This is a genomic window from Microbaculum marinisediminis (assembly GCF_025397915.1).
Taxonomy (GTDB): domain Bacteria; phylum Pseudomonadota; class Alphaproteobacteria; order Rhizobiales; family Tepidamorphaceae; genus Microbaculum; species Microbaculum marinisediminis.
Window position 1 is genome coordinate 429,635 of record NZ_JALIDZ010000001.1, and the last position, 22,541, is coordinate 452,175.

General features: G+C 68.1%; 21 protein-coding genes. 11 read left to right on the forward strand and 10 right to left on the reverse strand.

The features are described from left to right. Window positions 1–13: 13 nt before the first annotated feature. The 5 genes from MUB46_RS02215 to MUB46_RS02235 all read left to right on the forward strand — a co-directional run bounded on the left by MUB46_RS02215 (window position 14) and on the right by MUB46_RS02235 (window position 3,519). Complete coding sequence (locus tag MUB46_RS02215) at window positions 14–1,867, forward strand: sodium:solute symporter family protein (RefSeq protein ID WP_261614228.1); 1,854 nt, start codon at window positions 14–16, stop codon at window positions 1,865–1,867. 100 nt (window positions 1,868–1,967) lie between these two features. Continuing rightward, entirely contained in the window at window positions 1,968–2,255 is a 288-nt protein-coding gene (locus MUB46_RS02220) for a YggT family protein (protein ID WP_261614229.1), read from the forward strand. Window positions 2,256–2,265: 10 nt separating this feature from the next. Then, on the forward strand, window positions 2,266–2,592 hold the full coding sequence (locus tag MUB46_RS02225; protein ID WP_261614230.1) for a hypothetical protein: 327 nt from the start codon (window positions 2,266–2,268) through the stop codon (window positions 2,590–2,592). An 86-nt stretch (window positions 2,593–2,678) separates the two neighbouring features. Then, window positions 2,679–3,014 carry a hypothetical protein gene (locus tag MUB46_RS02230; RefSeq protein WP_261614231.1) on the forward strand — a complete coding sequence of 112 codons (336 nt, stop codon included), beginning with the start codon at window positions 2,679–2,681 and terminating at the stop codon, window positions 3,012–3,014. A gap of 133 nt (window positions 3,015–3,147) precedes the next feature. After that, on the forward strand, window positions 3,148–3,519 hold the full coding sequence (locus tag MUB46_RS02235; RefSeq protein WP_261614232.1) for a hypothetical protein: 372 nt from the start codon (window positions 3,148–3,150) through the stop codon (window positions 3,517–3,519). A gap of 1 nt (window position 3,520) precedes the next feature. On the opposite strand, the gene MUB46_RS02240 is transcribed toward MUB46_RS02235, so the two are convergent. After that, window positions 3,521–3,952 (reverse strand): secondary thiamine-phosphate synthase enzyme YjbQ, encoded by a 432-nt coding sequence (locus MUB46_RS02240; RefSeq protein WP_261614233.1) that lies wholly within the window; start codon window positions 3,950–3,952, stop codon window positions 3,521–3,523. A 190-nt stretch (window positions 3,953–4,142) separates the two neighbouring features. On the opposite strand from MUB46_RS02240, the gene MUB46_RS02245 reads away from it, so the two are divergent. Then, window positions 4,143–5,105 carry an alpha/beta hydrolase gene (locus MUB46_RS02245; RefSeq protein ID WP_261614234.1) on the forward strand — a complete coding sequence of 321 codons (963 nt, stop codon included), beginning with the start codon at window positions 4,143–4,145 and terminating at the stop codon, window positions 5,103–5,105. Further along, window positions 5,102–5,962, forward strand: coding sequence for a thioesterase family protein (locus MUB46_RS02250; RefSeq protein WP_261614235.1), 861 nt, complete (start codon window positions 5,102–5,104; stop codon window positions 5,960–5,962). The genes MUB46_RS02245 and MUB46_RS02250 overlap by 4 nt, the downstream gene beginning before the upstream one ends. A gap of 97 nt (window positions 5,963–6,059) precedes the next feature. On the opposite strand, the gene MUB46_RS02255 is transcribed toward MUB46_RS02250, so the two are convergent. From MUB46_RS02255 to MUB46_RS02290, 8 genes are all read right to left on the reverse strand, one after another. Next, complete coding sequence (locus tag MUB46_RS02255; RefSeq protein ID WP_261614236.1) at window positions 6,060–6,554, reverse strand: hypothetical protein; 495 nt, start codon at window positions 6,552–6,554, stop codon at window positions 6,060–6,062. A gap of 78 nt (window positions 6,555–6,632) precedes the next feature. Further along, complete coding sequence (locus MUB46_RS02260; protein ID WP_261614237.1) at window positions 6,633–7,250, reverse strand: 2-hydroxychromene-2-carboxylate isomerase; 618 nt, start codon at window positions 7,248–7,250, stop codon at window positions 6,633–6,635. Between the two features lie 191 nt (window positions 7,251–7,441). Continuing rightward, a complete protein-coding gene (locus tag MUB46_RS02265; protein ID WP_261614238.1) occupies window positions 7,442–9,658 on the reverse strand; it encodes a 3-hydroxyacyl-CoA dehydrogenase NAD-binding domain-containing protein in 2,217 nt (738 codons plus the stop codon). Between the two features lie 36 nt (window positions 9,659–9,694). Beyond that, window positions 9,695–10,156: a cupin domain-containing protein gene (locus tag MUB46_RS02270; protein WP_261614239.1), complete on the reverse strand. Its 462-nt coding sequence runs from the start codon at window positions 10,154–10,156 to the stop codon at window positions 9,695–9,697. An 81-nt stretch (window positions 10,157–10,237) separates the two neighbouring features. After that, the gene (locus MUB46_RS02275; RefSeq protein WP_261614240.1) at window positions 10,238–11,446 is read right to left on the reverse strand and encodes an acetyl-CoA C-acetyltransferase; all 1,209 of its coding nucleotides are present in this window, start codon (window positions 11,444–11,446) and stop codon (window positions 10,238–10,240) included. Between the two features lie 172 nt (window positions 11,447–11,618). Then, window positions 11,619–12,776: an acyl-CoA dehydrogenase family protein gene (locus MUB46_RS02280; RefSeq protein WP_261614241.1), complete on the reverse strand. Its 1,158-nt coding sequence runs from the start codon at window positions 12,774–12,776 to the stop codon at window positions 11,619–11,621. A 154-nt stretch (window positions 12,777–12,930) separates the two neighbouring features. Further along, window positions 12,931–14,724, reverse strand: coding sequence for an acyl-CoA dehydrogenase C-terminal domain-containing protein (locus tag MUB46_RS02285; RefSeq protein ID WP_261614242.1), 1,794 nt, complete (start codon window positions 14,722–14,724; stop codon window positions 12,931–12,933). A 65-nt stretch (window positions 14,725–14,789) separates the two neighbouring features. Next, window positions 14,790–15,248, reverse strand: coding sequence for a MerR family transcriptional regulator (locus MUB46_RS02290; protein ID WP_261614243.1), 459 nt, complete (start codon window positions 15,246–15,248; stop codon window positions 14,790–14,792). Window positions 15,249–15,598: 350 nt separating this feature from the next. On the opposite strand from MUB46_RS02290, the gene MUB46_RS02295 reads away from it, so the two are divergent. The 4 genes from MUB46_RS02295 to MUB46_RS02310 all read left to right on the forward strand — a co-directional run bounded on the left by MUB46_RS02295 (window position 15,599) and on the right by MUB46_RS02310 (window position 21,792). Then, window positions 15,599–19,408: a peptidoglycan-binding protein gene (locus tag MUB46_RS02295; protein ID WP_261614244.1), complete on the forward strand. Its 3,810-nt coding sequence runs from the start codon at window positions 15,599–15,601 to the stop codon at window positions 19,406–19,408. Between the two features lie 125 nt (window positions 19,409–19,533). Beyond that, window positions 19,534–20,463, forward strand: coding sequence for a sulfite exporter TauE/SafE family protein (locus MUB46_RS02300; RefSeq protein WP_261614245.1), 930 nt, complete (start codon window positions 19,534–19,536; stop codon window positions 20,461–20,463). After that, window positions 20,460–21,233, forward strand: a complete 774-nt coding sequence (locus tag MUB46_RS02305) for a TIGR02186 family protein (protein ID WP_261614246.1) — start codon at window positions 20,460–20,462, stop codon at window positions 21,231–21,233. Before MUB46_RS02300 ends, MUB46_RS02305 begins: the two co-directional genes overlap by 4 nt. A 73-nt stretch (window positions 21,234–21,306) precedes the next feature. Continuing rightward, the gene (locus MUB46_RS02310; protein ID WP_261614247.1) at window positions 21,307–21,792 is read left to right on the forward strand and encodes a DUF3429 domain-containing protein; all 486 of its coding nucleotides are present in this window, start codon (window positions 21,307–21,309) and stop codon (window positions 21,790–21,792) included. A gap of 12 nt (window positions 21,793–21,804) precedes the next feature. Here MUB46_RS02310 and pdeM read toward each other — a convergent pair whose 3' ends face one another. Next, a complete protein-coding gene (gene pdeM, locus MUB46_RS02315; protein WP_261614432.1) occupies window positions 21,805–22,509 on the reverse strand; it encodes a ligase-associated DNA damage response endonuclease PdeM in 705 nt (234 codons plus the stop codon). Window positions 22,510–22,541: the final 32 nt, after the last annotated feature.

Sequence of the window (22,541 nt, forward strand, 5' to 3'; positions counted from 1 at the left end):
GGGGGGCGGAACGATGGCAACCCAAACCGGTGGTGGTTCCGACTTCGTCAACAATCTCGGCAAGATCTACGGCATCTATACGGGCGGCTTCGCCGCTTTCGTGGTGCTGCTGGCGATCCTGGAGCAGGTCGGCGTTCCCGACAGGGTGATCGGCTACCTGTTCGTGTTCTTCACGCTGGCGGTCTATGCCGGCATCGGCATCCTGTCGCGTACCATGCAGGTCAGCGAGTACTACGTCGCGGGCCGCAGGGTTCCGGCGTTCTACAACGGCATGGCGACCGCGGCGGACTGGATGTCCGGCGCCTCGTTCGTCGGCATGGCCGGCACGCTCTATGCGCTGGGCTATGACGGCCTGGCGTTCGTGCTGGGCTGGACCGGCGGCTACGTGCTGGTGGCGGTGCTGGTCGCGCCGTACCTGCGCAAGTTCGGCGCCTACACGGTGCCCGACTTCCTGGCGGCCCGTTTCGGCGGACACGTCGCCCGGTTCCTCGGCATCATCGTGCTGTTCGCCTGCTCGTTCACCTACGTGACGGCGCAGGTCTACGCGACCGGCATCATCGCCTCGCGCTTTCTCGGCATTTCGTTCGAGATCGCGGTGTTCGTCGGGCTGCTCGGCATTCTGCTGTGCTCGATGCTCGGCGGCATGCGGGCGGTGACCTGGACGCAGGTGGCGCAGTACATCGTGCTGATCGTCGCCTACCTGATCCCGGTCGTCATCCTGTCGGCGCAGCGCTACGGCGTCCCGATCCCGCAGCTCATGTACGGTCAGGTGCTGCAGGAAATCTCCGGACTGGAGCAGAAACTTGTGGCGGACGGCCTGGCCAGCGCCGAGAACCTGAAGCCGTACCTGCAGCCGTTCACGACCTACAACCCGCTGAACTACTTCGGGCTCATTCTCTGCCTGATGATCGGCACGGCGTCGCTGCCGCATATCCTGATGCGGTACTTCACCACGCCGAGCGTGCGCGACGCGCGCAAGTCGGTGGGCTGGTCGATGCTGTTCATCTTCCTGCTGTACTTCACGGCCCCGGCCTATGCCGCGTTCGCGAAGCTGGAGGTGTACCAGAACGTCATCGGCACGGCGATCGCCGACCTGCCGCAGTGGATCTACACCTACGGCAATCTCGGCCTGGTGAAGATCTGCGGCGCCGACGCGACCACCGTCGACGCGATCCGCGCGGCCTGTACGGCCTCGGGGACCGGCGACGGCGTCCTGGCACTCGGCGAACTGTCGATCAACCGCGACGTTATCGTCATCTCGATGCCGGAGATCGCCGGCCTGCCCTACGTGATCGCCGGCCTGGTGGCGGCGGGCGGCCTGGCCGCGGCGCTGTCCACGGCCGACGGCCTGCTGCTGGCCATCGCCAACGCGCTCAGCCACGACATCTACTACAAGATGGTCGATCCGCACGCCTCGACGGCGCGGCGGCTCATCGTGGCCCGCGTGCTGCTGGTGCTGGTCGCCATCGGCGCGGCGTGGCTCGCGTCCACCAGACCCGCCGACATCCTGTCGATGGTGGCCTGGGCGTTCTCGCTGGCGGCCGCCGGCAACTTCCCGGCGCTCGTCCTCGGCGTGTGGTGGAAACGCTGCACATCCGCGGGCGCGGTAGCGGGCATCATCGCCGGCTTCGGCATCACGCTCTACTACCTGGTCATGACCCGCTACGGCGGCATGGGCGAGTGGTTCGGCGTCGCCAACATCTCGGCCGCGCTGTTCGGCCTGCCGATCGGCGTGATCGTCATGGTGGTCGTCAGCCTGTTCACGCCGGCACCGTCGAAGGAGGTCCAGGACCTCGTCGACGAGCTCAGGAAGCCGCGCGGGGGCACTATGATGGAAGGCGGCGACGTCAAGCCGAAGGCCGCCTGACGGCACGGGACGTCTACTTCGGAGGGCGGGGCCTCGGTCCCGCCCTTCTTTTTCCTCTCGCGATGTGGTTGAAACGATCCGGACAACCGGGTGGCTACGGATGGACGTGCAGGTTCCGCTCATCGCCCTGATCCCGAACTATGTGCTGGCGGCGCTGATGTACACGCTGCTGGGCCGGTTCATCCTGTCCTTCATGTTCCCGCCGGACTCGAAGAACTACATCTTCCGCGCCTTCGTGCGGCTGACCGATCCGGTGCTGGCGCTGGTGCGGCCGATCACGCCGGCCGCGGTGCCGCATCTGGTCCTGCTGGTCTTCGCGGCGATCTGGATCCTGGTCGCACGGATCGTGCTGACGGTCGCGGCCGCCAGCGCCCTCCAGGCCGCCTGAGGGGTCCGCGATGTCGTACCAGGGCTATCTGATCGGCATTCTCGGCTTCGGCCTGATCAGCGGCATGTTCTCGCCGATCATCCTGCCGCAGGCGACGGCGGCCATCGTCCTGCTGGCACCCGGCCTCCTGATCTCCAGCCCGAGCGTGGTGATCTTCCTCAGCTACCTGCTGGGCTCGACCCTGACCATCATGATCGCCGGTATTCCCGCCGCGCTCTACGAGCGGGTCACCGGCAGCGCCGAGTCGACCCCGACATCGCTGTGGATCTGGCTCGCCTGCACCGCGCTCATGGCCCTGCCGGCCGTCATCGCCTTCCTGCAGGTCGGTGGCTTCTGAACGAAACGGGAAAGATTTCCTTAAACGGACGGCGTTTCAATTCCGGGCAGGTCCATCGTGTCCCACGTGACCGGGAGCGCGGAAGCATGCCGGATTTCGAAGATCCCGAAGCCCAGAGCGCGGCGCTGGCGTTCGCCGTGCTGTGCGCCGCCATCGCCCTGATCGGCGGCGGCCTGTCGGACGACCCGGCCCTGACCTTGAAGGCCGACGGCCTGATGGCCGTGCTCGCCGCCCTCTATCTGGTGTTTCGCGCCGATCCCGGCGGCGGCCGCCTCGGCGACGTCCTGCCGCTGCATGCCCGCCAGGCCGGCAACCGGCGCCGCCACGGCGTCAGCCCGCGCGTGCGCGCGAACCTGTGGTTCGCGCAGTGGATGGCGGCGCTGGCGATGTTCAGCCTGGCCCTGTCGATGTTCGTGACCTGACACGCGTGTCCTGACGCGCGTATCCTGACGCTGGGCGCGGGCCTTTCCTTCACGCAGTCGTGCGGTCAGACCACTTGCCTTGGAGGCGCCGGGGCGCGCACTCTAGGCGGGCCGCCGTTCCGAGGTCCTTCCGATGGAAGACTTACGTCGCCTCGCCTTCGTGTCGATCGGCCGCGCCTGCGGTTTCGCCGGCCTCGGCATCCTGTGCGTCATGCTCGGCCTCACCTACGATCCGCTCGTCGCCGTGCGCAGCGGCGGCATCCTGATGACCATCGCCACGCTCGTCCTGCTGCTCAAGGCGCGCGTCGCGCTTACCCAGGACGTACGGCGCACCGAGATGTGGCTGATGCTGGACGAGGGCAAGCGCCCCGCCGCGGCCTATGCGCAATGGGCCGGCGCCACGGTGTTGCGCGACGCCTATCTCTGGTTCGCCCAGTACGCCGCCGGGCTGTCCGCTCTCTTGTGGGTCACCGCGCTGATCCTGTCGCTGTCGCAGCGGCTGTGAACTACCGGCGGCGCGCCTCGCCGATGAAATGCAGGGCGATCTCGCGCCTGTGCGGCCGGTCGCGGTGCTCGACCAGGTAGATCGCCTGCCAGGTGCCGAGCATCATCCGTCCCGCCTTGACCGGGACCGCCAGCGACGTCGCCGTCAGCATGGTACGGATATGGGCCGGCATGTCGTCGGGCCCCTCGCTGCTGTGCAGGTAGGGAAGGTCCCGCGGGGCGAGCCGGTCGAGCGTGTCGGCGAGGTCGCGGAGCACGTCGGGATCGGCGTTTTCCTGGATCGTCAGCGAGGCCGAGGTATGGCGCAGGAACAGCGTCACCAGGCCGTCGCCATCGGTTCTGGCGGCGAGCCAGTGGGCGATCTCGCCGGTGACGTCGACGAAGCCCTGCCCATGCGTCGTCAACGCGATCATGTCGACGTGCTGGACGATCATTCCGTTTGCCGTCAATTCGGCCCCTTTCGTTTCTCCGCCATTCATTTCTATCCCTTTCAGTCCGGCCCCTCGTTTCGCCCCCGTTGGTTCGGCCCCTTGGTTTCGGGGACACCTCTGGACGCGGCCGGTGAACTGCGGTCTGATGCCGGCGACCTGCCCCGCCGCATGCACTCAACATAACAGGACACCCATGGCACCAGCCGTCTTTCCCGATAGCACCTTGTTCGAGGACAGCGCCGTTTCCGCGGAAACCAGAGCGATCAACGACGACATCGTCAAGAGGATGGACGCCGCGCCGGATCAATGGTCGTTCCCGCCCGCCATGATCAGGTCGCGGCGGCGTCAGGGGTTGGGGCCGTTTCCAGTGGCGCCGCGATCGGACCGCGCCCGGACGATAGAGATCGACGGGCCGCACGGGGCGATCCCCCTGCGCATCATCGCCCCGGAGAACCCTAAGGGCGTCTACCTCCATTTTCACGGCGGCGGCTGGGTGATCGGCGGCGCCGACGAGCAGGACCCCCGCCTCGAGCGGATCGCCGACACGTGTGGGCTTGCGGTCGTCAGCGTCGAATACCGGCTGGCGCCCGAGCACCCCTATCCGCAGGGCCCCGACGATTGCGAGGCCGCGGCGCTGTGGCTGGTGAAGCACGGCAAGGACCAGTTCGGCACCGACCGTTTCGCCATCGGCGGGGAATCGGCCGGTGGGCATCTGTCGATGGTGACGATGCTGCGGCTTCGCGACCGGCACGGGCTGACCCCGTTCCGCGCGGCCAACCTGGTGGCGGGCTGCTACGACCTGCGGCTGACGCCGAGCGCCAGGAACTGGGGGACCGAGAAACTGATCCTGACGACGCGCGACATCACCATCTTCATCGATCGGTTCGTGCCGCGCAGCCATCGCCTCGACGATCCGGACGTCTCGCCGATCCTGGCCGACGTGTCCGGCCTGCCGCCGGCGCTGTTCTCCGTCGGCACCCGCGATGCCCTGCTCGACGATTCGCTGTTCATGGCGATGCGCTGGGCGGCGGCGGGCAACGACACCGAGCTGGCCGTCTATCCCGGCGGCGCGCATGTGTTCATGGCCTTTCCCGGCGCGCTCAGCGAGCAGAGCCTCACGCGCATCGACCAGTTCCTGACCGGCGCGTTCGCATGAGCCCGATCGAGACGCTGCGGGGTTTCGTCAACACCTGGGAGTGTGACGAGAACGACCACCTGAACGTCCAGTTCTACATCCGGTTCTTCGAGGATGCGGCCGGGCATTTCCAGGTTATGGCGGGCGTCCCGGAGGCCGACCGGCGGGAACCGGCAGTGCGGCACGTGCGCTACCACGCCGAGCTCAGGGTGAACGCCGGCGTGCGCGTCGAGAGCTTCGGGGTCGGCGACCGGCAAGCGGTGCACATGCTCTACGAGACGACCGACGGACGGCTCTCGGCGACGTGCCTGGAGACCTACGACGATCCGCCCGCCGGCCTGTCGCGGGCGCTTCGCCGGCACGGCGCCGAACTGCCCGAGGCGGCGATGCCGCGCAGCGTCGACGACAGCCCCGTCGACGCCGGCGCGCAGGGCGCCCGGCCGCCGGGCGGCTACCTCACGCTCGGCACGCGCGTGCGCGCGCAGCAATGCCGCCCGGATGGCAGCGTCTTCGACTCCGCCGTGATCGGGATCAACTCGGACGCGGCGGCGCATTTCTGGGAGTCGACCGGCATCGACCGGAAATGGCTCGAAGACCACAATTTCGGCCGCGTCGCCGTCGAGATGAAGCTGACCCGGACCGGCCCGCTGCGTTTCGGCGACCTGGTCCACGTCATCAGCCGGCCCATCGCGATCGCCCGCTCCACCATCACCTTCGAGAACCGCTTCGTCAGGTCGGAGACCGGGGACGTCGCAGCCATCATGCTGGTGACGGGCCTGACCATGAACCTGGAGACGCGCCGGGCCGCGCCCCTGCCGGAGGACAAGAGGGCGCGCACCGAGGCGCTGATCGCCAGCCAGAGCGCCAACCCGTCCTAGACAACCGGCGAATATCACCGCTTCGCTGGACAGCGCGGCGCGCCGTCGCGCCGCAGACGGCCAGGCGCCCCCGCCGACACCCGATTGGCGGGACCGGTCAGAACCGGTCCTGGCTCTCGTAGTCCTCGCGCAGGTCGCGGGCCATGTCCATGAAGCGGCGCATGACCTTCTCGAAGGTCCGGAACACCTTGTCGAGCTCCTCGTCGCTCGGCACCTCCGGCTCCGTCGACTTCGCGTCGGGTCCGGTGCCGTCCCGGTCTCCTTCGGGTTCGGTGTCGCGCCCTTCGAGCCTGGCGATCCGCTGCTTGAGCCGGCCGATCTCACGGGCGAGCTCGCCATTGTCCTCGACCAGGCGGTTGATCTCGGCCTCGAGCGCTTCGCGGTCGTCGGCGACGGCCTCGCACACCCAGGACCCGCCGCGCTTGCGGCAGAAAGAGGTATCGCCGGTCTCGCGATCGAGGCGCATCAGGCCGTCGTCCACGCGGCGCAGGACATAGCGGTCGCCTTCGGTATCCGGCCGGTCGGCGCCTTGGGCGTAGGCCCCCGGCACGGCGACCAGCAAGACAACCGCGGCGATCAGAATGCGTTTCATGGCACGGCTCCGGTTTGCGCCCCCGAGCCCTCTATCTAGTCGCGAACCCGGCCGCGCACAAATATGCCGCCGCGAACCTCAGGGCGTGTGCGGCGCCCGGCCGCTTGCAAGCGCATCGGCGAGCAGGTCGATGCGATCCTGTCCCCAGAACGGCTCGCCGCCAAGCATGTAGGTCGGCGCCCCGAAGACGGATTTCTCGATCGCGTCGCGCGTGTTGGCGTCGTAGATCGCACCGACCGCATCGGACTTGGCCTTTTCGATCAGGGCATGGGGGTCATGGCCGGCGTCGGCGAGCAGACCCTCGACGACATGCTCGTCGGCGATGTCGCGATCGAACGCCCAGACCGACCGGTAGGCACGACCCAGGAAATCGGCCGGGTCGCCGCCCTCCGTGGCGATGGCGATGACGCAGCGGTCGACGAGGGCGGGATCGGTTGGGAAATGGGCCGGCTGAAGGTTGAGCGGCAGGCCGCGCTTCTCCTTCCAGCGCTTCAGCTCGACCAGCCGGTATTTCTGCCGCGCGGGCGCGCGCTTTGCGAGCGGCAGGCCGCCGGTTTCGGGAAACACGGCATTGAGATTGACCGGCCTGTAGACGATCTCGGCGCCATGCGCGCTGGCCGTCTCGACGAACAGGTCGTGGCCGAGATAGGACCACGGCGAAATGGCCGTGAAGAAATACTCGATTTTCCGCGTCATTCCGTTCCCTTCCCCCGGTCGCCCGCCGCGCCGTCGGCACAACAATGGAACGGGCGCGGGGAATTGGCAAAGGGAATGCGCCCGCGGCGAAACACGGTTTCGTCAGCGGGCGGCAGAGCGAAAGGGGCGCCGGGCACGCACCCGGCCCGATGTCATCCCGGGCTTTCCCCGGGGGTGCAGAGGCCGGTGTATCAGGCCGCCTTCTTCTGCTCCGGCTTGCCGGGCGGGAAACGGCCGTAGAAGGTCTCGCCGTTGGCCGCCATCTCCTTCAGCAGCTTGTTCGGGCGGAAGCGGGGCCCGTGCTTGCGGGCGAGCCTGTTGCACAGGTCGACGAAGGCCTTCAGCCCCATGTTGTCGATGTAGCTCAGCGTGCCGCCGGCGAAGGGGGCGTAGCCGAAGCCGAGGATCGAGCCGACATCGGCCTCGCGCACATCGGTGAGCACCCCTTCGGCGAAGCAGCGCGCGGTCTCCAGCGCCTGGATCACCAGCAGGCGATGCTCGAGCGCCTCCTTGTCGATGGAATCGGGATCGAGGTGGACCGGCTGCAATTCTGCCAGATCGGGCCACAGGTGCTTCTTGCCCTTGTCGGGATAGTCGTAGAAGCCCTTGCCGTTCTTGCGGCCGAGGCGGCCGCGCTTGACGACCATCTCTTCCAGAAGCGTCTCCTGCGCCGGGTCGACCGCCTTGTCACCGAGATCCTTCCGGGTCGCCTGCAGGATCTTCCAGGCGAGATCCACGGCGACCTCGTCGTTCAGGGCCAAGGGACCGACCGGCATGCCGGCCATGCGGCCGAGATTCTCGATCATCGCGGCGGGCACGCCCTCCATCAGCATCAGGTGGCCTTCGCGGATGTAGGTGCCGACGACGCGCGAGGTGTAGAAGCCGCGCGAGTCGTTGACCACGATCGGCGTCTTGCGGATCGCCCGGCAATAGTCGAGCGCACGGGCCAGCGCCTCGTCGCTCGTCTTCTTGCCCATGATGATCTCGACCAGCATCATCTTGTCGACGGGCGAGAAGAAGTGGATGCCGATGAAGTTCTTCGGCCGCGCGCTCGCACGGGCCAGCTCGGTGATCGGCAAGGTCGAGGTGTTGGAGCCGAAGATCGCGGACTTGCCGATCACGGCTTCCGCCTTCTGGGTGACGTCGGCTTTGATGTCCTTGTCCTCGAATACCGCCTCGATGACGAGGTCGCAGCCCTCGAGATCGGCGTAGTCGGTGGTGGTGCGGATGCGCGACAGCAGCGCTTCCTTGGCCTCCGGCGTCGAGCGGCCGCGGCTGACGGCCTTCGACACCAGCGTGTCGGAATAGGCCTTGCCGCGCTCGGCGGCCTCGATGTCGCGGTCGATCAGAACGACGTCGATGCCCGCGCGCGCGGTGACGTAGGCGACACCCGCGCCCATGAAGCCGGCGCCGAGGATGCCGACCTTCCGGATCGGCTCGGCCGGCACGTCGGCGGGGCGGCGCGCGCCCTTGTTCAGCTCCTGCATGGAGACGAACAGGGAGCGGATCATCGAGGCCGCTTCCTTGGTCTGCAGGACGTTGGCGAAGTAGCGCGATTCCACCGTCAGCGCCTGGTCCATCGGCAGCATCAGGCCCTCGTAGACGCAGGACATGATGGCGCGGGCGGCGGGATAGTTGTCGAAGGTCTCGCGGCGATAGATGGCGTTGGCCGGCGGGAAGATCTGGAAGCCGGCCGGCGAATAGACCTTGCCGCCAGGCAGCTTGAAGCCCTCCTTGTCCCACGGCTGCACGCCCTTGCCGCCGTCGCGGATCCACGCCCTGGCGGTCTCGACCAGCGCGTCGGCGGGGACCACCTGGTCGATCAGCCGCATCGACTTGGCCTGGCCGACGCGCAGCTCGCGGCCCTGCAGCAGGAACTGCAGCGCGTCCGGCGTCGGGATCATGCGCGGCACGCGCTGGGTGCCGCCGGCGCCGGGGAACAGGCCGACCTTGACCTCGGGCAGCGCCAGCCTGGTCTTGTCGTTGTCGGCGGCGACGCGGTGGTGGCAGGACAGCGCCAGCTCGAGGGCGCCGCCCATCGCGGTGCCGTTGATGGCCGCGACCCAGGGCTTGCCGCAGGTCTCCAGCCGGCGCCAGAGCTGCGACATGCGCCGGCTCTCGTCGAACATGCGCTGCATCGCCGCCGTCTCGTCTGTCGAGCGCATCCTGTGGAACTCGCCGAGCAGGCCCTGCAGCATGGTCAGGTCGGCGCCGCCGGAGAAGGTGTCCTTGCCGGAGGTGACGACCGCGCCCTTGATGGCCGCCTCGTCGCTCACCCTGGCGATGATCGCCTCGAGGTCGTCCATCACCGAGACATCGAAGACGTTCATCGACTTGCCGGGCATGTCCCAGGTGACGAGCGCGATGCCGTCGGCGTCGATGTCGAGCGTGAAGTTCTTGTAGGTCATGACGTTTCCCCGTTGGATGGGTCCCCATAAATGGGGTCAGGCGTACGGTTCGCCGGATTTGTGGATGAACTTGAAGCCGCCGCCGTCCTTGACGGCCATGAGATCGACGTCGGGATAGTGGCCCCGTTCGGTCGGCGCCCGGGTGCCGACCTCGAGGATCACCGCCTCCCTGTCGGACCGGTTGACGAGGCAGTGGCCGTTCGGCACGCCGGCCTTGAAGCCGGCGGCGTCGCCGGCGCGCAGCACCGTCTCGCCCTCGTCCTCGATCAGCACCAGCTCGCCTTCGAGCACGTAGACGAACTCATCCTCGTTCTCGTGCCAGTGGCGCAGCGCGGTTCCCGTTCCCGGCGCCATCCGGGTCAGGTTGACGCCGAACTGGGTCAGGCCGGCGGCATCGCCGAGCGGCTGCTTGATCCGGTTCGCGTAAGCCGCCTTGAAGGGATCGGGATAGCCCGATCCCCTGCGCTCGGGAACGGCGTCCATGTCGATCTTGGGCATCTGTCTCCGTGCCTTTGCCGCTTGCCACTCCGTCGTCATCCCGGACGGCCTCAAGGCCGATCCGGGATCGGGGCGTGTGCATCACACCCGCTCGATGATCGTGGCGGTGCCCATGCCGGCGCCGATGCACAGCGTGACCAGCGCGGTCTGCTTGCCGGTGCGCTCGAGCTCGTCGATGACGGTGCCCATGATCATCGCGCCGGTAGCACCGAGCGGATGGCCCATGGCGATGGCGCCGCCGTTGACGTTCACCTTGCCGTCGTCGAGGTCGAAATACTGCAGGTAGCGCAGGACGACGGAGGCGAAGGCCTCGTTGATCTCGATGAGATCGATATCGTCCATGGTCATCTTGGCCTTCTTCAGGACCTTCTCCGTGACCGCGAGCGGGCCGGTCAGCATGATGCCGGGCTCGGAGCCGATATTGGCGAAGGCCTTGATGCGGGCGCGGGGTTCCAGGCCTGCCTTCCTGCCGGCCGCCTTGGAGCCGAGCAGCAGCGCGGCGGCGCCGTCGACGATGCCGGAGGAATTGCCGGCGTGGTGGACGTGGTTGATCGCCTCGACCTCCGGATAGCGCTGCACGGCGACCGCATCGAAGCCGCCGAGCTCGCCCATCTGCACGAAGGAGGGATTGAGGCTGGCCAGCGATTGCATCGTCGTGTCGGCGCGCATGTGCTCGTCGCGGTCGAGGATGGTCAGGCCGTTGATGTCCTTCACCGGCACGACCGACTTCGCGAAGTAGCCCTTCTCCCAGGCGTTGGCGGCGCGCTTCTGGCTCTCCACCGCGTAAGCGTCGACATCGTCGCGGGAGAAGCCGTACTTGGTGGCGATCAGGTCGGCGGAGATGCCCTGCGGCATGAAGTAGGACTTGATGGCCAGGGACGGGTCCATCGGCCAGGCGCCGCCGGACGCGCCGATGCCGACGCGGCTCATCGACTCGACGCCGCCGCCGATGGTCATCTGGTGCTGGCCGGCCATGACCTCGCCGGCGGCGAAGTTCACCGCGTCGAGACCGGAGGCGCAGAAGCGGTTGATCTGGACGCCGGGGACCTCCTGGACGTAATCGGCCTTCAGCACCGCGGCGCGGGCGATGTCGCCGCCGGCCTCGCCCACCGGATCGACGCAGCCGAGCACGACGTCGTCGACCTGCCCGGTGTCGAGGTCGTTGCGCTCGCGGACCGCGCGCAGCGCCTGGGCGGCGAGTTCGAGCGCGGTGACCTCGTGGAGGCTCCCGTCCTTCTTGCCGCGTCCGCGCGGTGTGCGCACGTGGTCGTAGATAAAGCACTCAGGCATGCGAGCCTCCCTTATGCGTGCCGCGCCGGCGAGGGCACGGCGCAGTGTTCATGACGGATAGACGTGTGGCTGGCGATGGTCGGGTCAAGCCCGGGCGCGATCCGGGCGCGACCGGGACGGCCCGACCCGACGCCGCTGTTTCGACCGTGGGGAAGCCGTTGCGCGCCATCGCTCACAGGCTCCGGGCGATCAGCAGCTTCATGATCTCGTTGGTGCCGGCGTAGATGCGCTGGACGCGGGCATCCTGGTACATGCGCGAGATCGGGTATTCGGCCATGTAGCCGTAGCCGCCGTGCAGCTGCAGGCACTGGTCGACGATCTTGCACTGCAGATCGGTGAGCCAGTACTTGGCCATCGACGCGGTCGTGGAGTCGAGCCGGCCGGCGATGAGCTGGCCGATGCAGTGGTTCATGAACACCTTGGCGATGGTCGCCTCGGTCTTGGCCTCGGCGAGCGCGAACTGGGTGTTCTGGAACTCCATGACCGCCTTGCCGAAGGCCTGGCGTTCCTTGACGTAGGCGATGGTCACCTCGAGCGCGCGCTCGATCATCGCCATCGCCTGGACGGCGACGAGCAGGCGCTCCTGCGGCAGCTCGGTCATGAGCTGGACGAAGCCCTGGCCCTCCTCCGCGCCAAGCAGCGCGTCGGCGGGCACGCGCACGTCGTCGAAAAACAGCTCGGAGGTGTCCTGCGCCTTGAGCCCGAGTTTCTTCAGGTTGCGGCCGCGACGGAAGCCCTCGACCGCGTCCGTCTCGACGACGAACAGCGAGGTGCCCCTGGCGCCGGCGGCGGGATCGGTCTTCGCCACCACGATGACCAGGTTGGCATTCTGGCCGTTGGTGATGAAGGTCTTGGAGCCGGAGATGCGGTAGTGGTTGCCGTCCTTCCGGGCCGTGGTCCTGACGCCCTGCAGGTCGGAGCCGGCGCCGGGCTCGGTCATGGCGATGGCGCCGATCATCTCGCCGGTGGCCAGCTTCGGCAGCCAGCGCTTCTTCTGATCCTCCGATCCGAAATGCAGGATGTAGGGGGCGACGATGGCGTTGTGCAACGCGATGCCGAAGGAGTCGAGGCCCGCCATGCCGAGCTGATAGGTGATCACCGCCTCGTGGGCGAAGCTGCCGCCGGCGCCGCCGTATTCTTCCGGCATCGCGGCGCAGAGCAGGCCCGCCTCGCCGGTCTTCTCCCAGGCCCAGCGCGGCACGATGCCCTCGTCAATCCACCCGTCGTAGTGCGGGGCCATCTCGGCGTCGAAGAAGCGGCGCGACTGGTCTTCGAGGAGGACGACGTCCTCGCTCATCCAGTCGGGGCGGGGTACATCGAGTGCGGTCATATCGTCTCGTCCCTCTGCTTCGTCATCCCGGCGTCATCCCGGACGGCCGGGCGGCCGATCCGGGATCAGCGAGCCACAGATGGCGCCGGGCCTCTCCGGTCCCGGATCTCCACACCGTTCCGGCCGGGATGGCGACCGATGCCGGTGTCCACCATCAAAACGCCTCCGCCGACAGCGCCATCAGGGTGTCGGCACCGGCGGAAATGCGGGCGTAGTGGGCCTTCGCCTCCGGCATGATCCGCTCCATGAAGTAGCGGCCGGTGACGAGCTTGGTCTCGTAGAAGGCCTTGTTGTCGGCACCGTCGGCGAGCCTGGCCTGCGCGACCCTGGCCATCCGCGCCCACATGTAGCCGAGGGCGACGAGGCCGAAGAGATGCATGTAGTCGGTCGAGCCGGCGCCGGCGTTGTCGGGCTTCGTCATCGCGTTCTGCATGAACCACATGGTGGCCTGCTGCAGCGTCTCCAGCCCCACCTTCAGCGGCTCGACATAGGGCGCCATCGCCTCGTCCCCGGCGTTCTCCTTGACGAAGCCCTCGACCTCGCCGAAGAACGCCATCACCGCGCGGCCGCCATTGGCGGGCAGCTTGCGGCCGACCAGATCGAGCCCCTGGATGCCGTTGGCGCCCTCGTAGATCATGGCGATGCGGGCGTCGCGGACAAACTGCTCCATGCCCCACTCGGCGATGTAGCCATGGCCGCCGTAGACCTGCTGGGCGGTGACCGCGTTCTGGAACCCGGTATCGGTGAGCACGCCCTTCACGACAGGGGTCATCAGGCCCATCAGGTCGTCGGCGGCCTGGCGCTCCGCCTCGTCGGCGCCGCCATGGGCGATGTCGCCGCGGACCGCCGTCCATAGCACGAGCGCGCGGGCGGCCTCGTTGAACGCCTTCATGCTCATCAGCACGCGGCGCACGTCCGGATGCACGATGATCGGGTCGGCCGGCTTGTCGGGGTCCTTCGGCCCGGTCAGCGCGCGGCCCTGCAGGCGCTCGCGGGCGTAGGTCACCGCGTTCTGATAGGCGACCTCGGACTGCGACAGCCCCTGGATGCCGACGCCGAGGCGCGCTTCGTTCATCATCGTGAACATGGCGCGCAGGCCCTTGTTCTCCTCGCCGACGAGCCAGCCGGTGGCGCCGTCGTAGTTCATGACGCAGGTGGCGTTGCCGTGGATGCCCATCTTCTCCTCGAGCGCGCCGCACCCCAGCGCGTTGCGCGCGCCGAGGCCGCCGTCCTCGGTCGGCAGTATCTTCGGCACGACGAACAGCGAGATGCCCTTGGTGCCGTCCGGCGCGCCCTCGATGCGGGCAATCACGAGATGGACGATGTTGTCGGAAAGATCGTGCTCGCCGGCGGAGATGAAGATCTTGGTGCCGGTGATCGCGTAGGACCCGTCGCCGTTGGGCACGGCCTTCGTCTTCAGGAGGCCGAGATCGGTGCCGCAATGGGGCTCGGTCAGGTTCATGGTGCCGAGCCATTCGCCGGACACGAGCTTGGGCAGATAGAGCGCCTTCTGGGCGTCGGAGCCGTGGATGGTCAGCGCGGCGATGGCGCCCTGAGTCAGGCCCGGATACATGCCGAACGCGACGTTGGCGGAGGATACGAACTCGTTGATCGCGGCGCCGAGCGTGTGCGGCAGGCCCTGGCCGCCATATTGCGGATCCGCGGTCAGGCCGATCCAGCCGCCCTCGGCGAACTGGCCGAAGGCATCCTTGAAGCCGGTCGGCGTGGTGACGCTGCCGTCGTCGTTGCGGGTGCAGCCCTCGGTATCGCCGACCCGGTTCAGCGGCTGCAGCACCTCCTCGCAGAGACGCGCGCCCTCCTCCAGGATCGCCTTGACCAGATCCGGGGTCGCCTCGGCGAAGCTCGGGATGTTGTTGTAGCGGTCGATGCCGATGACGTCGTTCAGAAGGAACAGCACGTCGTCGACGGGGGCCTTGTAGCTCGGCATGGTCTCACTCCCGGAATGGTCTTGTTGGCGGCCGGATCGGGGGACCGCCCCGGCCGATCGTCACATCAGCGTTCGTTGCGCTCGCGTTCCTTCAGGATGCCCTGGACCACGTCGCGGGCACGCTTGAGGTCGCCCAGCGCCTGATCGATCTCGGCGCGCTGGGCCTCCAGATACCCGATCTGTTCGTCGAATTTCGTCAGCGCCACCTTCATCTGGGTCGTCTGGCCGTCCTTCAGATCGTAGAGATCGAGCATCTCGCCGATCTCCACGAGGGAAAAGCCGACGCGCTTGCCCAGGAGGATCAATTTCAGCCGGGCGCGATCGCGGCGCGAGTAGAGCCGCGTCATGCCCTGCCGGCGCGGGTTGAGCAGCCCCTTGTCCTCGTAGAAACGGATCGCCCGGAGCGTCACGCCGAACTCGCGCGACAGGTCACCAATGGTGAAGACCGTCTTGCGATCCTGCTCGGCGGACTCGGCCTGCGCTTCGGTCTCGGACCGATCCGTCGCAGCGGCGTTATCGACCATGCAACGCTCCTCGTTATCGTGGGCGCACTATGCCTTACGCTTACGTAAAGGTCAAATCCAAAACGCCGTTCCGCCCGAACGGGCATGGCGGGCCGGCACGTGTCCCGTTTCGAGACCATCGCGCCGAGAAACCACCGTGCGCTTAACCAACTATTTACCCTGATGGGAAAACTATCCATCGGGGATCAGCTAGGCCGGACGATTCCCGACTCCGGAAATGAATGGAGCGCACGCCCGGCACGAACGGACCGGATCGATACACTAACATGGCACTTCGCGGCTCACGTAGAGAACCTGTCGCCCACGACGATCCCGCCGACCAGGCGCGGCGCGCCGCGGATCGGGCGGGAATGAGCCTCGGCGACTGGCTCGATGCGGTCCTGCACGACTCGAAGGAGGGCGCCGGTTCGCCGCACGGCGTGCCGCGGCCGCCCGCTTCCACGATGGCGTCTCTGGCGGCATCTCCGGCGACGTCTCCCGAGGATTCCCCCGCGGACTCCCCCACGGATTCCGCGCAAACCTACCGCGCCGCCCCGTCGGGTGGCCGGCGTTTCGACGACCCGCTCGACGATCCGTTCGACGCCCCGGGGGCCCCTGGCCCGTCCGGACCGACGGACCCCGTCGCGCGTCGCCTCGATCGCCTGGCAGGCGCGATCGGAACCGACAAGCCCGCAGCCGACGACGACGATCCGCACTCGCTACGCGGGATCGCGCGCCGTCTCGACAGATTGAGCAGCAAGATGCCCCAAGGACCGGAACGGCTTTCGACCCGCGAAACGATCCGCGATCTAGAGGAACGGCTTCACGACATCGCCCGGCGCGTCGAATCAAAACACCGCCCGCCCCTTTCCAGGACCGCGCCCCCGGCCGCCCCCGCGCAGCCCTCGTCGGCGCCGGCGCCGACCAACGGCCTCAGGGACGCGATCGCAGAGATCGCCTCCCGGCAGAAGACTCTCGAGGTCGAGTTCGACCGCGCCGTGTCCGGCTACGCCGACCGGGTCGACCACCGCATCGATCTCGTCTCCGAGCGGCTCGAGCGCACGCTCGGCGAGGCGCTGCCCTCCGACCAGCTCAAGCAGATCCGGGAGGGTCTGCAGAACGTCGCCGCGACCGGCGGCCTGCGGGCCAGCGACACAAAGGATTTCGCCGATCTCCGGCTGATGGTCACCGAGATGGCACGGCGCATCGAAACGATGCCCTCCCAGGTCGCGGACGACCTCGCCGAACGGCTCGAGGACACGGAACGGCGGCTCGATACCGCGACGCGCTCGGAACTGGACGCGATCCGCGGCGAACTGCGCGAAATCGCCCAGGACATCGACCGCCGGACTCGCGGCGAGTTCGAATCCCTGCGCTCCGATATCCGCAATCTGGCGGGCAAGATCGAGTCCATGCCCGGGCGGGACGCCGAATCGATCGAAGCAAAGCTCGAGGATGTCGCCGTGCGGCTGAGCGCGGCCGCCCGCGACGAGATCGGCGCGATCCGCAACGAGGTGCGCGAAATCGCCGAGCAGGTCGACCTTCGCGGCCGCGATGAAATGGCGGCCATGCGCGCCGAGATGGCGCGGCTGGCCGATCGCATCGAGTCGCTTCCGGCATCCGGCTCCGGAACCATCGAGGCGCAGCTCGAGGATATCGCGGCGCGGTTCGATACGGCGACGCGCGACGAGTTCGAGGCCATGCGCGGCGAATTGCGCGACCTCGGCGATCGTCTGCTTACCGAACGCAGCACCTATGCGGCGACCAACGCCCTCGACGAGGCCGGGCTTGCCGAACTCGACGCGATCCGCGCCGACATCCGCAATCTCGCCGAACAGATCGACGGCGTGCGTCGCGACGACTACACGGCGCTGCGCCGGGACATGCAGGCACTCGGCGATCGCGTGACGCAGGCGCCCGAGAGCCGAATGGGCGATCTGGAGAAACAGATCGCCCAGCTTTCGGAGAAACTGGCCGGCGCCGCCCAGGACGGCGACCCGGTCGCGCTGGCGCAGATCGAGCAGCAGATTTCTCGGCTGGCGGAGACCGTGGACGCCAGCTCGCGCCAGACGGCCGACGTCGGCGGGCTGGAACAGACGATCACGGACATGGTCTCCCGTATCGAGGACAGCCGGGCCGACACCCTGGATGCGGCCCGCGCAGCGGCGAACGAGGCCATCGAGCGCGCGCTCACGGCGATTGGGGCGAGCATCGGCGATGCCGACGTCTTCGGCACGCTGCGCGACGAACTCGCCAGCCAGCGCCGGGACGCCGAAGCGACCGGGCAGCGCACCCACGACGCGCTGCAGGTGGTTCACACCACGCTGATGAAAGTCGTCGACCGGCTCGAGGAACTCGAGGACGAGGTCGACGAGGTTGCCGGAGACAAGCGGCTGCCCGGCCAGGACCAATCCATGTCTCGCGACGATGCCGGGGAGCCTGCCGAGGCGCCGGCCGTCAAGCCCGAACCGAGACTAGAGGCCGAGCCGACGAAAACGCCAGCGGCATCGGCGAAAGCCGCCAAGGCCGAAGCGAAGAAGGCCGCCAAGGCGGCCGCGGCGGGGGCAAAATCGAAGACCGGTGCCGCCTCCCCGGATGCGGACTCCGCGGATGCCGGCTCCATAGAAGACGACACGCCGCTGGTACCGGGCACCGGCCGACCGGCGGCCGCGCCGCCCGCGATATCGGCGACGGATTCGCCGGCCGACTTCATCGCCGCAGCCCGGCGCGCCGCCCAGGCGGCGGTTGCCGAGCAGTCTGGCACGCAGGACAAGGCCGCCGTCGCCAAGGGCGTGTCCCTCGACGCACTGCGCAGCGCGCTGAAGAAATACCGCCGCCCGCTGGCGATCGCCGCGGCGATGCTGGTGCTCGTCTACGGGACGATGAAAATCGCCACCCTGCTGACGGCGGATCCGGCCAACACGTCCTCGCTCGACCGGCCGGCGGTCGCAGGCACGGCGCCGGAGGCCGCGCCGCGCGATGTCACAGCGAACGCGACGATGAGCGGCCTGCCGCAGGCCTCGGCCCGGACCGTGACCCAAGCCCCCGTGGCCCAGGCCCCCGCGCCCCAGGCTCCCGCGAAGGTCGCCGACAAGCCGACAGACAAGAAGAAGGTGGCTGGCGCCAAGACCGCGGACAACCCGAAGGCCAAGGGCAACGCGGCCAAGACGGGTGCCCGGAACAAGACGGGCGCCAGCACGCCGAAAGCCGCCGGTCCCAAGACGGCCGTCGCGCGGGCCGAAACCGCGCCCGCGTCCGGCGGCAATGTCACGCCGGTGACGACGCCCGCAGCCGCTTCGGCGCAGCCCGCCAGCGCCGTCTTCGACGAGCTGTCGGCCAGCACGACGCCGGAACTGCTGCGCCAGGCCGCCGCCGCGGGCGATCCGGCCGCCGAATTCGAGGTGGCGGTCCGCTACATGGACGGCCGCGGCCTGCCCCACGACGCCACCAGGGCCGTCGAATGGTATCGCAAGGCGGCGGCGCAGGGGCTTGCCCCGGCGCAGTATCGCCTCGGCAGCCTGTACGAAAAGGGCGAAGGCGTCGGCCGCGACCTCGCCATGGCCCGCATGTGGTACCAGCGCGCCGCCGAGCAGGGCAATCGCAAGGCCATGCACAATCTGGCCGTGCTCTACGCCGACGGCATCGACGGAAAGCCGGACTACGAGAAGGCGGCCATCTGGTTCCGCCAGGCCGCCGAATACGGTCTCGCCGACAGCCAGTTCAACCTCGCGGTCCTGTTCGCCCGCGGCCTCGGCGTCCAGACCAATTTCGCCGAGTCGTTCCGCTGGTTCGCGATCGCCGCCGACCAGGGCGACAACGAGGCGCTGGCGAAGCGCGACGAGGTGGCCAACCAGCTCGACCAGGAAAGCCTGCTGAAGGCCCGCGCCGTGCTGGACGCCTGGACGCCGAAGACACCCGACGCCAGCGCCAACGTCGTTCCCGAACCGCAAGGCGGCTGGGGGTCCGTGACGCAGGCGCGGCAGGTCTTCATCGATCGCGACATGATCATGTCGGCCCAGTCGATGCTGTCCAGGCTCGGTTTCACGCCCGGTCCCGCCGATGGCCAGGTCGGCCCCCGCACCCGCGACGCGGTGCGCGCCTTCCAGCGCTCGGTGGGCATGCCGGACACCGGCGACATCACCCCGGAGCTGATCGAGGAGCTCGGCAAATCGGCCGGCTGATCACCGCCAGTTAGCAATAATCACGAATTCCCCCGCCGGCAGATTGACAATGCCGGCGGGGCTGCCATTAACAAGTATGAGTTTTTTCTAATATGTAATCGGGCTCGGGCCCCGCAGGTCGTGTGATGGAGATATATCTACCCATCGCCGAAATCGCCGTTAACATGTTCATGCTGCTCGGAATGGGGGCAGCAGTCGGCTTCTTGTCGGGCATGTTCGGGGTCGGCGGCGGATTTCTGCTCACCCCTCTCCTGATTTTCACGGGCATCTCGCCGGCCGTCGCCGTGGCGACCCAGACGGGGCAGATCGTCGCGTCGTCGGTTTCGGGCGCCCTCGCCCACTGGCAGCGAAAAACCATCGACATCTCGCTCGGCGTCATCCTGATCGCGGGCGGCCTGGTCGGCGCCGCGCTCGGCGTGGTGCTGTTCAGCTGGCTGCGTAGCTTCGGCCAGCTCGACCTCATCATCGGCATTATGTACGTGCTGTTCCTCGGCGGCGTCGGCGGAATGATGCTGGTGGAAAGCGGTCGGGCGATGATCCGCCGGCGACTGGGCCGGTCGGTCGCGGCGCGGCGTCCGGGCCAACATACCTGGCTGCACCGGCTGCCGGTGCGAATGCGCTTCAAGCGCTCGAAGCTCTACATCAGCGTGTTGCCGGTCGCCATTCTCGGCGCGCTGATCGGCCTGCTGGTCGCGATCATGGGCGTCGGCGGCGGATTCATCATGGTGCCGGCGATGATCTACCTGTTGCGGGTGCCGACCAACGTCGTCATCGGCACCTCGCTGTTCCAGATCATCTTCGTGACCGCTTTCGCCGCGGTGCTGCACGCGGTGACGACGCAATCGGTGGACTCGGTCCTGGCGCTGCTGCTGATGATCGGCGGCGTCATGGGCGCGCAGTTCGGCGTGCAGGCCGGGTTGAAGCTGCGCGGCGAGCAGTTGCGGCTGTTGCTGGCGCTGCTCGTCCTGGCGGTCGGCGTGCGGATGCTCTACGGGCTCGTGACGACGCCGACGGACCTCTACTCGCTGACGATCGCCACGGGAGCACCGGAATGATGCGCAGCCTGCTCGTTCTGGCGATCGCGAGCCTGGCCGCCATCGCAGCCTCCACGGCGCGGGCGGAATCCGTCATCGCGGCGCTGTCGTCGAAGCGCATCGAGATCCGGTCCAATTTCGTCGGCACCGAACTCGTCCTGTTCGGCACCGTCGAGCGCGACGCGGCCACCGTCGGACGCCGGTCGGAGGGCTACGACGTCGCCATCGTCATCGAAGGGCCGGGCAGCAACATGGTGGTCTGGCGCAAGGAACGCGTCGGCGGCATCTGGGTCAACGGCACCGGCGTCGAGTTCAAGAACGCCCCGTCCTACTACGCCGTCCTGACCAACAGGCCGCTCGAGGAAATCTCGTCGCCGCCGGCCCTGAAACGCCAGCAGATCGGCCTCGACTTCCTCAAGATCGAAACGGCCACGGAGCAGCCGAAACGGGTCGCCACGGAATTCCGCACCGCGCTCCTGCGTCGCGAGCAGAGCAACGAGCTGTATTTCGAGAACCCGGAAGCCGTGGAAATGCTGACGCCACGCATGTTCATGGCGCAGATCCCGCTTCCCGCCAATATCCGCACCGGCGGCTACAGGGCCCGTGTCCACGTCTTCGGGGACGGCGCCCTGCTGGCAACCGAGAAGCTCGGGTTCTGGGTGGTCAAGACGGGGTTCGAGGCGGCGATCTTCAATCTCGCCCACAGGCAACCGCTCATCTACGGTCTGGGAACGGTCGCCATGGCCTTCGGCGTCGGCTGGCTGGGAAGCGTCCTGTTCCGCCGGAGCTGATCACGGCGTCGCGGGCTGCAATTCAGACAGCTTTGGGCGACAATCTCAGGCGACAATCTCGGGGGAGACAACCATGACCATCCTATCCGACCAGCCCATCGGCAACGACTCGGCGCCGCTCGCCGCCGTCGTCCTCGGCTGGGCCGGCGTTGTCCCCTTCGTGGTCGGCGCCATCGGCCCGATGGCCATCTCGGATGTCGGCGTCGCCGCCTTCATCGCGTTCGCCACCAGCGTCTACGGCGCGCTTGTGCTGTCGTTCCTGGGCGGCATCCGCTGGGGCATGGCAATGGGGCCGCTCTACGGCTCGGAGCGCACGCAGGGTTTCGTCATCAGCATCCTGCCGCCGGTGGCGGCGTGGGTCTCGCTGATCCTGTCGGGGTTCGAAGGCCAGGCATTGCTGATCGTCGCGTTCCTGCTTCAGGCCTGGCTCGACGTGCGTGCCGTCGGCGAGGGCCGGGCCCCGGTCTGGTTCGCGCCGCTGCGCATCCGCCTCACCGCCGCCGCCGTCGTCGCGCTGATCGTCACGGCGATCGCCGAAATGGTGGTGCTGTCCGGCTAGAGGCGCGCTTTCCTAGTCCGGCAACAGCCTGCGCCCGGCGATCGGATAGACGGCCTTGTCGCCGATCATCCAGGCGGCGAGCGCCTGTCTCTCGAACAGCCCGGAATAGGCCTCGTCGAGAATGTTCAGCCCGCCGGTGAAGGCTCCGAAGGCGGGCATGACCAGCCGCCGCCCGTCGCCGGCGAAACAGCGCCGCCGAACGCTGCGGCCACGCAGGCGCACCCTGGCGGAGGGGTGCAGGTGCCCGGCGATCTCGCCGTCCGGCGCGACCGCATCGGGCTCGTGGCGGAAAACCAGGCCACCGACCGCAAGCTCCTCGAACCAGTCGCCGGCAATGCCCGCCGGCGGCGTCGGGTCGTGGTTGCCGGCGATCCACAGCCAGTCGCGCCCGTGCTGAAGCGCGGCGAGGCGATCGCGGTACGGTTCGGGGAAACGGTCGCCGGCACCGACATCGTGGAACGAGTCGCCGAGCGAGATCACCGTGCGCGGTCGGCGCGCCTCGATCACGCGCGCCAGCCGCTCCAGGGTCGCGGCAGTGTCGTAGGGCGGCACCAGAGCACCGCGACCGGCGAGCGCCGAGCCCTTTTCCAGATGCAGGTCGGCGACGACCAAGATCGATTCCGAGGGCCACCACAGCGCCCCGGAGGGATCCGGCATCAGAACGGCGCCGGCGACATGGATCGCCGCTACCGGATCTTCCGCCGACCGATCGATCATCAGCGCCACCGATGTCACGTCCCGCCGCCTCC